The organism is Shewanella baltica, assembly GCF_900456975.1.
Taxonomy (GTDB): domain Bacteria; phylum Pseudomonadota; class Gammaproteobacteria; order Enterobacterales; family Shewanellaceae; genus Shewanella; species Shewanella baltica.
Window position 1 is genome coordinate 2,797,604 of sequence record NZ_UGYM01000002.1, and the last position, 12,188, is coordinate 2,809,791.

Below are 12,188 nucleotides of genomic sequence, written 5' to 3' on the forward strand. Positions count from 1 at the left end.
TCACTGACATGTTTATCATTCGCTGGATTTTAGGCAGGATCATTCTGTTTTTAAACTTCGTATTTAGCCCTAAAAAGCGCCAACGTCCACTGGCAGAGCAACAACAGATTGATACTCAAACTCAAGCATTGGCCCTGTATCAATATCCAGCTTGCCCATTTTGCGTAAAAGTCCGCCGTGCAATGCGCCGTCAGGGACTCAACATAGTGACCCACGACGCTAAAAAAGCGCCACACAAAGATGAGCTCGTCGCCCAAGGTGGCAAACAGCAAGTGCCTTGTCTGCGCATTGAAGAAAACGGCCAAGTACAGTGGTTGTATGAATCTAAAGAAATCATTAACTACTTAGACCAACGCTTCGCCTAAATCGCGGTGCAACTGTCTGTGTAAATATCCAAATAAGTGCGCCCAGTGCCTTTTTAATGAACTGTTTAATCGACTTTTCAATGGACTTCCCAATGAACTTTACAATGGGTTTTCCGTTGAAATACCAAGGTTTCGGGTGCAGTTCTTTTATGGCGTTGTTTTATCGCATTCTTTTATCACATCTACTTACGCCACAAATATTCACGGTCAGAATAATCAAATAACCACTGGGGTTGATATACAACCAATAGCGTTACCGCCATACCATTAAGCAATGCCTCGGGGAACGCCAGCAAAGGGATTAGCATCAAGTAGTCATCCACTAGCACATTCCAATCGTAATCCGCTGCAGACCATAACCACATCGCCCAACTCATTTGATGAAACACAGTTGAAAGGCCCGCATTGATAAAACCGCCGACGAAGATAAACACAAAAATGTGTTTAGGAAATAAATGGTAACTGCGACTGTATAAAACAAAACACAGGAACAGCGGCACAGCCATGGCGAATAGACTAAAAGCCCCAAAATCAGCGGGCTGTTTTAGTACAAAAAGACTAAAAAAAGCGCTTGGCAACAGTAATGCCACGGTCGCAAGACGCCAACCGAACATCAGCATACAGGTCACTATTCCCAGAAAATGCAGATGCAACCCAGTTTGAATACTGGCATTTAACGACCACAGCGCATTAACGCCCACCAGCGTCAGTAACAAGCGTAACTGCAGATTTTTATCCCGCCGGATCTGCGCTAACTCTTCTTTTGGCCATATCGCATATATCCATAACGCCAAGAGCATAAGGCATATGCCTTGAGTCAGGCTCATATCCCACTCGATTTGCGCCCATTTATTCGACCAAAACGCCAACATTAATCGCCCATCCTTAATCCATTGCGCCAATAGAGTCACACTCAGTCCATCAAGATGCCATAAATCCATGAACTTTAGGGTCATATTAAGGTATTCTGCTGTCAGTTAATAACCTAAGAGTTAAATTTGATTATGCCGCTTCAATACCTCAGCCTTGCCATCTTAAGTTGTTTCTCACTTATCGCCTGCAGCAGTGCCCCCATCGATCCTAGCGAACTTGCCGGAAAATTACGGGATAAGTTAACCACAGACATTAAAGCCGATGGCCTTAAACTCTTCAGCTACACAGCGCGGCTGGTCGATGATAAATCTAATATGGGTGATGCAGACCGCCCTTTCCCGCACGATGCCCGCGTGCGTAGCATGCAAGATCCCCGAGAACAACGTCGCGCGATGCAAGATCTACAGGACTCATTAGAAGTTTGGGGACGACAAGTCGAATTAGGTTTAACGAAAACCCTTGAAATGACAGGTTATTGCCGCGAAGGTTATATCGAATTGAGTCGGATTATCGAACCCGGGCGAGGCGAAATTCGTGGTGAATGCCAAGAAGGCGCGACCAATGCCGATAAACAGAAATTTGTGAACTAATTTGTGAACTATTAGTGAAGGTTTGAGTAACTCAAATTTGCATGGCTAAGCTCTGAGCATCGAAAAGACGCAAGATTGGAGAAGCACTGTTAATCGGCTAAAAATAGCGAAAACAATAATAAGAGAAGCTCAAAAAGGTAAGTATGCGCGTATTAGGCAATACGCGCATTCACATCACACTAGACTAATTCAGTCAGTGGCACAGCACGATTTTCTAATAACACAGGGATACCTTCAGTGATCGGATAGGCCAGCTTATCTGCCTTACAAATCAACTGCTGCGTCGTTTTATCGTACTCAAGTTTTCCCTTACACACAGGGCAAGCCACTATATCTAACAATTTTTTATCGAATGCCATGGAAGTTTCCTTGTTTAGCTGCAGCCACCTCGCGAAGACGTGCGAGCAGCTGCTCATCAAATTGTGGGGATAGCTTGGCATTGACCGCCAAATACCACCAGTTCTCTTGTGCAAAATCGCGACATTTAACCGCATCTTTTTCTGTCATCAACAGCGGCAAGTCTTGGGCTAAATCACGTAATTGGGTTTTATCGTAGGGCTGATGGTCATCAAAACCCTGACATAGCGCCAGTTGATAACCTTGGGCGCGCAGCGATTCAAAGAAACGCGCAGGGTTACCAATACCCGCCATCGCAACCAGCGGCTGAGATTTATCGAAACTGTACTCACCGAAGGTCGAATCGCATTTAACGGGCTTCACTTCCGTAGGAGCCAGTTGCATTTCGAACTGCCCTTTTGCTGCGGGGCCGCCATTATTGACGATAAAATCCACGGCATCGAGACGCCACGCGCCTTCACGCAGCGGACCTGCCGGTAACAACAAGCCATTACCTAAACCGCGTTGACCATCAATCACCACCAGCTCGATATCGCGCCCCAGCGCATAGTGCTGCAACCCATCGTCGCAGATGATAACATCGACACCAAACTCAGCAATCAGTGCATTGGCGGCATCGACGCGTTTAGCGCCAACTACCATAGGCACTTGAGTGCGCGCCACTATCATGGCCGGTTCATCACCCACCTCTGCTGCACTCGCACCTAAATTAACCGTTTTAACGCCTTGAATATCAACGCCGTAACCACGACTGATCACACCGGGTGTAAACCCATGCTGGCGCAGTAGCTCAATCAGATAAATCACGGTTGGCGTCTTACCGCTGCCGCCGACGGTAATATTACCGACAACGATGACAGGCACAGGCATTGCCGTTTGTGATTTGATCCCGAGGCGAAACAAGGCGCGGCGCACATAAGTGATAACCGCGAATAGCCAAGATAAAGGTAACAAGAGCCATCGCAGTGGATGACCCTGATACCAAATTTTATTCACTAAGGCCTGCATCTAGCTACCGAATTGCATTTGGTACAATTTGGCGTACATGCCATTTAATTCCAATAGTGATTGGTGCGTCCCGCGCTCGACGATACGTCCCTGATCCACCACTAAAATTTGATCGGCACTCTCGATAGTCGACAACCTGTGGGCGATCACTACTGAGGTACGGTTTTGTCTGAGGTTGTCTAAGCCTTTCTGAATCGCTTTTTCTGACTCAGTATCCAGCGCAGAGGTCGCTTCATCGAGGATCAATACAGGCGCATCACGCAACATAGCGCGCGCAATCGCAATCCGCTGTCTTTGGCCACCGGACAATAACACGCCATTTTCCCCTACTTGGGTATCAAGGCCTTGGGGCAACTGGTCAATAAACTCCATCGCATAGGCTAAGGTCGCCGCTTCAATAATCTGCTCACGCGTCGCTTCACCCGGATAGGCGTAGGCGATGTTGTTAGCAATCGTATCGTTGAATAAGGTCACCTGCTGCGATACCAGAGCCACTTGATTACGCAGCGATTTTAGCGAGTAATCGTAAATGCTGACATCATCAAGCAGAATATCGCCGGATTCGAGCCCCGTATAAAAACGTGTCACTAGACTGGCGATAGTCGACTTGCCTGAACCAGAACGGCCGACTAGTGCTAAGGTTTGCCCGGGTTTAACTTCAAAATCAACATCTTCTAGCGCTCGGCGGTCTTGGCTGTCATAGGTAAAACAGACCTTATCGAAACGTAAATGACCCTTAGCGCGCTCAACGGTATAAGTGCCGGTGTCGGATTCTGGCAGCGTATCCAGTAATTCAAACACTGTGGTACAAGCTGCAATACCCCGTTGGAATTCGGCGTTCACTCGGGTTAAGTTTTTAATGGGTTGCAACATGGCCATCATAGCGCCAAGAATTGTCGCGAAGGTACCGGCGGTGAGATCGGCTTTCATGCTGTCTAAACTTGCCGCATAGAGCACAAAGGCCAAGGCGAATGAGCCGATAATCATGATCAACGGCTGGCTAATGGCTTGCGCCACAGCTAACTTCATATTTTGATGGCGGTTTTGATCGTTCACTTTAGCAAAACGGGTGGCTTCAGTTTCTTGTCCACCAAAGGCCAACACGTTTTTATGGCCCTTAATCATTTGCTCAGTCGTGGCACTCACGCCGCCCATGGCGGTTTGAATTTGCTTAGAAACCTTACGGAAACGACGGCTGACCACAGCAATGACCATGCCCATAATCGGCCCGATCACTAAGATACACAGGGATAACTTCCAAGAGTTATAGAACATCAGCGCCAGCATACCAAACACAGTCACACTGTCGCGGACGATAGAAATCAAAGCACTTCCCGATGCTCTGGCGATTTGCTCAGTATCGAAGGTGACTTTTGAAATCAAGTTACCGGTATTTTCCTTGTCCATGTAACTGACAGGCAGACTCAGATAATGCTCAAACACTTGCTGACGCATGTCCATGATCAAACGCGCACTCATGTATGAAATGCCGTAGGTCGAGACAAAGTTGGCAAAACCGCGCAGGGAAAACATGACGATAACCACAAGCGGCGCCATCATTAGCACGTCGTTATTCGCGTGGAAACCTTCACTGGTTGGCAATGCTATGCCATTGGTGACCGCAGCGGGTGCGCCGCCGGAAAAACCCTTATCAATAAAGGGGCCGATGAAAGCGATAAAGGCGGCATCGACGAGACCATAAATAATTAATCCCGCAACTGAAAGCATAAACATGCCTTTCATCTGTTTTATATAGCCCAGTAATCGTTTGAAAACTGTCCACATTTCGTCTTTAGGAGATGTTGTCATTGATAACACTAAATTATGGCAAAGTAGGCATTCTACTCTGGATTAATCAAGTCACCAAATCTAAACAGAGAGTTGTACCAAAATGGCGCTAAATCACCACGATAGGTCTTTACCTCTAACTCAGACTGCTGAAAAATCACACTAATCTGCCCTTCTGTCCCTGTGGTCAGGCTCCTAATCTCTCGCCGCTGATACCGCTCAACCACTGTGGTTTTTGGAAAACCATAGCGATTAGCAAAACCCGCCGGAAACAGCACTAACTTAGGGGCAACGGCATCGATAAAGTCCTCAGTCGACGAGGTTTTACTGCCATGGTGCGGCGCCACCAGCACGTCGCTTTGTAACTCGTTTAGGTCACTTAGATCACCGCTCACACTTAACTCACTACGTAATAGTGCCGCTTCGGTTTGTTTTTCAATGTCCCCGGTGAGCAGCAGACTCTGCAGGCCATCATCAATGCGCACCACACAAGAGCCATTATTGCCCGCCAGCACTTGAGGCGGCGAGAGTAAGTTAAGGCGCAATCCTTGCCATTGAATCTGCCTTGGGCGGCAATCTTGGCCGCTAAAGCCTGCCACATCAGTGATCACCAATGCCTTGGGATAAGCCTCCATCAAGACAGGCGCACCGCCAGCATGATCGTTATCGCTATGGCTGATAACAATATAATCAATCTCTTGGATGCCTTTGGCTTTTAGGAAGGGCAATATCACCCGCTCCGCATAACTGAAATCATCACCAAAGGCGGCGCCCGTGTCATAGATAAACCCCTTGCCATTCTTTTCAATCACCACGGCTAAACCTTGGCCCACATCAAGTAAATGCATGGTCCATCGATGGGTTTGAACGGGAGACCATAGCGTCATACAAAAAAGTAACGCAGGCATAAACAGCAAACTCAAGAGGCTTAACCAAGCAATATAGTTTTTATGCTTAGGCACATAGCGCCATAAAACACCACCAACGAGCGCGTAGAATCCTAAGGCTAATAAGCTGTCAGAGAGTGCTAACCAATGGGCAGGTAATTGCTGACTGATGTCGAGCAACTGAGCATAGGGCGATAAACTCCAATCACTGAGGCGCAGTACTCCAAGCGAAGAGAGTCCGAAGTGAGATAATCCCAAAGCCGTCCCAAGCCACCAGCAGACAAATCCCGCCATGGCTAAGGGGATCACTACAAAGCTAAACCAAGGCACGGCCAAGATGTTCATCCACAGACTGTGTACGCTCACGCCGCCAAAGAGTGCCGCTTGCAGTAATCCAAGCCCGAGACTTAAGCGCCATTGGATAGCCCAAAACTGCATCATCCCTGTGCGTAAACGCGCCCTTCGAGTGGACGCAGGGGTAAATGCCCTTGGTTGGATTTCTAAGGTGTATAAGATGATGCCTAAGGCACAAAAAGACAGCCAAAATCCCGCACTTAAACAAGCGAGTGGATCAAGCAGTAATACAATGAACAGGGCGAATAATAAGCGCTCCCACGCCGTAGAAAAGCGCTTTAATAAACTCAACAGCATTAACAGCAGAATCATCACTAATGCACGCTGCGTCGAAATGCCAAAGCCCGCAAGATAAGCATAAAATGCGGCGCCTATGCCCGCGGCGACTAAGGCAATGGTGATATTACGCCGACTCTGATGTGGCACTAAGCGACTTAAGCCAAACAAAAGGCATGTGTAAATCCATGCTGCTATGACCGAAAGATGCAAACCGGATATCGCCACTAAATGACCCGTACCTGTCTGTCGTAATGCTTGCCAACGCACTTTCGAGATCAACTGCTTATCACCCAAAAGTAAGGCGAGTAGAATATCTCCTTGCGGCAAAGAGGCTAATTCAGGCGTCAATGCGCTTATCAGCTCGTTACGCAGTGAAGGTGAAACCGCAAGTAACTGCGCCTCTATCACTCGCCCTTTACCGACAACATGTTGGCTGATTAATTGCTTCTGTTCGTTGTAGCCACCTTGATTTAACACGCTAGCAATACTCTTAGGCATCAAGGTAAACTGCCAAACCTGCCCGACATCGACTTCTGGCGGATCTTTCCACGTGAGTCGCAATTTTGCATTTGGCCCTAAGATTAAATTTGGTTTAATGACCGATATATCCAAACTTAGCCAGTCGCTGTTTCGACTAACTAGTGATATGATTTCGCCCCTAACCTGTATAGGTTGTTGTAACACTGGAAGATCCTGCCTAGATAATCCTAAGCAAAAACCAGTTAGCCATGCCATTGCAAAGAGTCCACCTGCGCAGACAGGGATTTTTCGGTATAAAATTAACGCCCCAACAGCAAGGTAGGGTATATAACTGACTGGCGGCAGCGAAGGCCACAACATCGCTGATAACAAGATGGCACTAAAGCCAAACATGAATCGATTCATAGTGAATTAAGTTAAGACAGCAATTTCAGCCTATGCCAAAAAAATTAATCAAAAGATTTATGCCTAAGCCTGAAACCTTGCGTGAGCATAAACACTTACGCATGTTCGGACGCTTATTACATAATCCCAATTTGTGGGCGCTAAATCGCAAATCCGCCCCTGGCGCATTCGCCGTGGGATTATTTGTCGCCTGGATCCCTATGCCATTTCAGATGGTAGTGGCTGCGGCTTTTGCCATTCTATTTAACGTTAATATTCCCGTTTCTGTCGCATTAGTCTGGATAACCAATCCCTTAACTATGCCAGTGATGTTTTATGGCGCGTATTTACTCGGCGCTAAGATACTCGGCCATGCGCCGCAAGATTTTGCCTTCGAAGCCAGTTGGCAATGGATTGAAGCCTCCCTTGCCACCATAGGTCCGGCGTTTTTACTGGGATGCCTTGTTCTCGGGGTGATTTTTTCCGCTGTGGGCTATTTGCTAATTAACAATCTGTGGAAATATTCCATTATGTTTAAGTGGCAAAAACGTAAGAATAAATAAGCTCGCCTTTCCCACCGCTTATGCTGATGCAGTTTTAGCCGAAGGCTAGTTAACCTAAGCAACTGTATAAGCGGATCAATATCTTAGCTTATCCTTTGTCCTTCATAGTCTAATGTGCATTGCAATCTATTGGCTTGCGCTTGCTTTACATCCTGTCGTTTTAACGTCCGCCGTTCTCACTCCTGCAACGCTAGATTTTGTCGCTTCTCATGTAAGATTGCGCCATCTGTGCAGACTAAGTTTGCGTCTTAAACAGACGCAGCACGAGGAATACTCATATCGAGATATATACATTCATTTTAATTGCAGCTTAAAATATCTGACAGATTTAGTCAGATACTCAAGAGCCAGTTATGTTGAACATTGATGAGCCCGCACATTTACAACCACGAATCGCCTTATTCAGATTAGGCTTTCGGCCTTTTTTCCTGTTTGCGAGTTTATTCAGCGTATTGGCATTAGGGATCTGGGGAGGATTCCTTTCAGGGATCAATCTGTTGCCGCAATCCGTTAATCCACTTTGGTGGCACGGTCACGAAATGATTTTCGGATTTGTCTGCGCCGTCGTCGCGGGCTTTTTATTAACTGCGGTGCAAAACTGGACGGGCCAAGCTGGGATTAAAGGTGTTGGGTTGTTGGGGTTATTCAGTGTGTGGTTATTGCCAAGGCTGTTATTGCTAATGCCGCTAGCGATTCCCTTTACACTGATCATGTTTATCGACTTACTGTTTTTGCCGCTAACGGCGTTAATACTCGCCCAAGCAGTGATCCGCGTTCGTCAATGGCGAAACTTTGTGTTTATCCCCATTCTCACCTTACTCACCCTAATGAATGCGCTGAGTTACTACGGCGTTTTAACAAATCAATTTGAATGGATAAACATAGGCTTATATGGCGCGGTTGTGTTAATCAGCATCATAGTCGCACTTTTAGGCGGCCGAGTGATCCCTTTTTTCACCGAGCGCGCAACCCAATGGCAGCGTAAAACTGCGCTGCCAGTGCTCGAATGGCTGAGCTTTATCAGCCTCTTTGGATTAGTTATTAGCTTAATCCTGCAAGAGCAAATATTGCTTCGCAGTATGGCTGGGATTGCGAGTCTAGTTTTATTGCTGCGCTGGCATCGCTGGGGCTGGTATTCCTGCTGGCGCGTTCCCTTACTCTGGTCACTGCATCTCAGTTATGTGTGTATTCCACTCGGTTTAGCGCTTATTGCCTTTGGACTCCCCTTATCCGTTGGCATGCACGCGATAACGGTTGGCGGTTTAGCTGGGATGATTTTAGCTATGATGGCGCGGGTTTCATTAGGCCATACCGGCCGCACCCTGCAACCGCCAAGCATAATGAAGTATGCCTTTGGGTTAATCCTGCTCGCGGCAGTGTTTCGAGTATTGGCAGGAGTTATCCCGCTATGGTCAGCATCATTACTACTCGCCGCCATTACATCTTGGGTCATCGCCTTTGGCTTTTTCTGCATCAGCTATGGACCTATGTTGTGCCAAGCCAGAATCGATGGTCGCCCCGGTTAGAACATACTGACACTGATCTTTGCGCTGCATTTAGGATTAAACATATCTGTGAATTAAGTCACACAGCGGCGGCTAGCTTTTCCCTATAAGCTGATTTTTACTGTTACTATTTATAAAAACATCAAGTAGGGAATGCCCATGCCATTTTATCACCAATATGGTTCTAAGAGCCTCAAAGCCGTAGAACACTTAGTCCTGTTTGTTATCGCTATTGCTACTATCGTCGCGATAGGCCAAGAAATTGTGCATATTGTATCTGTCCGTATGGTCGCACTAGCCGATTTACTCCTGTTATTCATTTTCTTAGAAGTCTTAGCCATGGTGGCGAACTACTACGAATCCGGTAAATTACCCGTGCGTATGCCGCTTTATATTGCGATTGTGGCCTTGGCTCGGTATCTCATTTTAGATATGAAGAGTATGGAAGATTGGCGTATTGCCGCGATATCACTGTCAACGTTAATTTTAGCGGCAACTGTGATCGTCATTCGTTGGGGTCAGTTAAAAATGCCCTATCCTAAAAACCAAGAATACGACAATTAATCAAGCACCTGAGTTGGTGCTATTGAAGGCTTATTCAATGGCGCCTGCTGTCCTCGTTTTAAAACTATTATCAAAGACCTAGCTTTCACATTGGTATTCTGCCAAAAAGCAATTATGCTAGTTTTACTGAGATCAATAATTTACGGGGCAATTGAGTTATGGGTGACCATACTACTGGTTTTGAAGAAAAACGCACATCACTGCGAGTGGACATGGAAGCGGAGCGTGTCGCCTTACATTGGGTCGACGCGCAAGGCATGAAGCAATCCGATGAAGGCGTGTGTATTGACTTAGCAAGACGCGGTATTTTATTCGATTATAAACGTCCCTTTGCACTGGGCGAACTCATCGAAGTGACCTTTAATCCCGATACCACACAACAAAATACCGTCAAAGGACAAGTTTGCCGCTGCGCAAAATGCCACGACCAAAGCTACCACATAGCCATGCAACTGCTTTAATTTAACTTAAATTTCGCAGGTTTAATGGGTCTGTTCTACACTCAATGAATTGAACGATTCATGAAGGGGCGTCACTATGATCTTGCTGGTAGGTGGTGAAAAAGGTGGTAGCGGAAAAAGTTGTCTCGCTCAAAATCTTGCCGTTTATATTAAGCAAAAATTTCAAGCAAACGTCCTCATGGTCGATTGTGATCCCCAGCGCACCACTTCAGATTGGATCCAAGCAAGAAATAATGATCCCAGTCTGCCCAGCATTAACTGCATTCAGCTTTATGGTAAAATTCGCAATGATTTACTCAGCCTCAATGAGCGTTTTGATTACGTGATTGTAGACTGTGGTGGTCAGGATAACTTAGCCATGCGCGCAGCCATGTCAGTAGCCACCTATGTTGTCATTCCCCTCAGACCTAAAAGACGCGATCTTAAGACATTACCCCACATGGAAGACATGCTCAGCACTTGTAAGATGGTAAATCCTAAAATGATCGCCACTATAGTGCTAACCCAATGCCCTGCGCTTCCCACACAATTTAAACGTATTTTAGAAGCCAAAGATGTAGTGCAGTCCTTTGGGTTAAGGGTGTTGAATTCTGTCACCTTTTGTCGAAATATTTATGATGACAGTGAAGAAAAAGGCTCCTCTGTGGTTGAAATCGAACCCGATGGTAAAGCAGCCGATGAGATCCGCGCCATAACGGATGAGTTATTCGCCATGCCACCAGAAAATAGCTATGAGCTTAACTGATCTTAAACGTAAGAAACCGAAGCAAATCATCAAGCCGGTTTCTGTCGATGATTTCATTGAAGATGCCAATAACTACGCCTTAGGTAAGGCGAGTTTATTAGCCGCGGCTCAGACTCAAGCGATAGTTAAGGGCTTAGATAAAAAGTCGACTAAGATTTATCGCCACGCTACCTTTACCCTGACAGAGAAGAGTATTGCTCAGCTCGATTCCCTATCGAAATCCACCAGCATTGCAAAATCTCGCTTACTGCGTATTTTGATCCATGAGTTTAGCCAACTCACCCCCGCTCAGCAGGACCAAATTGCCAATAAACGCCACGACGAAACCTAAGTTTCAGGGATTCAAGGAATCAGAGCTTTTAGAATCCTGAGCTCCAAGCTGCCTTAAGCTCAAACTCAAGATAGCTAAACATCAAGATAGCTGCACCTCAAGAAACTTGGGAAACTTAGGCTTAAACCTAATACTGGTACTTCTCGCTTAAGCTTCTAAGGTGATAAACCCAATCAGTAAAATCAGTCTCGCTAGGTGTCGAACTATGGTCAAACGATTACCACACTCTGATTACAATCTCGTATTACTGTTACGCTCTCTTATGACTGTTACGCCATCGTCAAAATATTTAGGGCCACAATAGGTTAGTGCTCACACGTTCTCCCAGCGGCCAGTTCAATGCCTTGGGGCGTTTCGTGAAACTTACCTTTACCTATGAGTAACTGAATCAATGCTTCAGCACTAAGATCGGCGGCACTACACGTATGGTATCGAGCCGCAAAGCCAAACTTTTGTCCCATAAGGCATAATAATTCAGGCTTTATAATAGCGGCCCCTTGCGCTACCATCAGCGCCATAACATCATGACCGTGAACAGAATTGGACATATGTCCTCCTAAAGATGCAATATTATTGTTCTTTATATCCTAACGGTAGAATTTGAACCCTGATCTCGCGCACAGACTTTCTAATTGATACCACTGCGCTGACATC

General features: G+C 46.3%; 14 protein-coding genes. 8 read left to right on the forward strand and 6 right to left on the reverse strand.

The features are described from left to right. Window positions 1–8: 8 nt before the first annotated feature. Entirely contained in the window at window positions 9–365 is a 357-nt protein-coding gene (locus DYH48_RS12775) for a glutathione S-transferase N-terminal domain-containing protein (RefSeq protein WP_006081203.1), read from the forward strand. A gap of 182 nt (window positions 366–547) precedes the next feature. On the opposite strand, the gene DYH48_RS12780 is transcribed toward DYH48_RS12775, so the two are convergent. Further along, window positions 548–1,237, reverse strand: a complete 690-nt coding sequence (locus tag DYH48_RS12780) for an energy-coupling factor ABC transporter permease (RefSeq protein WP_115334987.1) — start codon at window positions 1,235–1,237, stop codon at window positions 548–550. A gap of 132 nt (window positions 1,238–1,369) precedes the next feature. Here DYH48_RS12780 and DYH48_RS12785 point away from each other — a divergent pair, with 132 nt between their 5' ends. Further along, entirely contained in the window at window positions 1,370–1,828 is a 459-nt protein-coding gene (locus DYH48_RS12785) for a hypothetical protein (protein ID WP_115334988.1), read from the forward strand. 179 nt (window positions 1,829–2,007) lie between these two features. Here DYH48_RS12785 and DYH48_RS12790 read toward each other — a convergent pair whose 3' ends face one another. Genes DYH48_RS12790 through DYH48_RS12805 form a run of 4 tightly spaced genes read right to left on the reverse strand, consistent with a single transcriptional unit; the run spans window position 2,008 to window position 7,386 of the window. Then, window positions 2,008–2,187 carry a Trm112 family protein gene (locus DYH48_RS12790; RefSeq protein WP_115334989.1) on the reverse strand — a complete coding sequence of 60 codons (180 nt, stop codon included), beginning with the start codon at window positions 2,185–2,187 and terminating at the stop codon, window positions 2,008–2,010. After that, the gene (gene lpxK, locus DYH48_RS12795; RefSeq protein WP_115334990.1) at window positions 2,174–3,193 is read right to left on the reverse strand and encodes a tetraacyldisaccharide 4'-kinase; all 1,020 of its coding nucleotides are present in this window, start codon (window positions 3,191–3,193) and stop codon (window positions 2,174–2,176) included. Before lpxK ends, DYH48_RS12790 begins: the two co-directional genes overlap by 14 nt. After that, window positions 3,194–5,002 (reverse strand): lipid A export permease/ATP-binding protein MsbA, encoded by a 1,809-nt coding sequence (msbA, locus tag DYH48_RS12800; RefSeq protein ID WP_006081198.1) that lies wholly within the window; start codon window positions 5,000–5,002, stop codon window positions 3,194–3,196. Window positions 5,003–5,034: 32 nt separating this feature from the next. Then, window positions 5,035–7,386, reverse strand: a complete 2,352-nt coding sequence (locus DYH48_RS12805; protein ID WP_115334991.1) for a DNA internalization-related competence protein ComEC/Rec2 — start codon at window positions 7,384–7,386, stop codon at window positions 5,035–5,037. Between the two features lie 32 nt (window positions 7,387–7,418). On the opposite strand from DYH48_RS12805, the gene DYH48_RS12810 reads away from it, so the two are divergent. From DYH48_RS12810 to DYH48_RS12835, 6 genes are all read left to right on the forward strand, one after another. Beyond that, window positions 7,419–7,928: a DUF2062 domain-containing protein gene (locus tag DYH48_RS12810; RefSeq protein WP_006087434.1), complete on the forward strand. Its 510-nt coding sequence runs from the start codon at window positions 7,419–7,421 to the stop codon at window positions 7,926–7,928. A 353-nt stretch (window positions 7,929–8,281) separates the two neighbouring features. Beyond that, window positions 8,282–9,454, forward strand: a complete 1,173-nt coding sequence (locus tag DYH48_RS12815) for an NnrS family protein (protein ID WP_115334992.1) — start codon at window positions 8,282–8,284, stop codon at window positions 9,452–9,454. Window positions 9,455–9,592: 138 nt separating this feature from the next. Next, window positions 9,593–9,997, forward strand: coding sequence for a phosphate-starvation-inducible protein PsiE (locus DYH48_RS12820; protein ID WP_006081194.1), 405 nt, complete (start codon window positions 9,593–9,595; stop codon window positions 9,995–9,997). Window positions 9,998–10,155: 158 nt separating this feature from the next. After that, on the forward strand, window positions 10,156–10,458 hold the full coding sequence (locus DYH48_RS12825) for a PilZ domain-containing protein (RefSeq protein ID WP_071938970.1): 303 nt from the start codon (window positions 10,156–10,158) through the stop codon (window positions 10,456–10,458). Window positions 10,459–10,534: 76 nt separating this feature from the next. Next, on the forward strand, window positions 10,535–11,203 hold the full coding sequence (locus tag DYH48_RS12830) for an AAA family ATPase (RefSeq protein WP_006087431.1): 669 nt from the start codon (window positions 10,535–10,537) through the stop codon (window positions 11,201–11,203). Further along, window positions 11,190–11,534 carry a hypothetical protein gene (locus DYH48_RS12835; protein WP_006081191.1) on the forward strand — a complete coding sequence of 115 codons (345 nt, stop codon included), beginning with the start codon at window positions 11,190–11,192 and terminating at the stop codon, window positions 11,532–11,534. The genes DYH48_RS12830 and DYH48_RS12835 overlap by 14 nt, the downstream gene beginning before the upstream one ends. A 305-nt stretch (window positions 11,535–11,839) precedes the next feature. Here DYH48_RS12835 and DYH48_RS12840 read toward each other — a convergent pair whose 3' ends face one another. After that, window positions 11,840–12,082: a YecH family metal-binding protein gene (locus tag DYH48_RS12840; RefSeq protein ID WP_115334993.1), complete on the reverse strand. Its 243-nt coding sequence runs from the start codon at window positions 12,080–12,082 to the stop codon at window positions 11,840–11,842. Window positions 12,083–12,188: the final 106 nt, after the last annotated feature.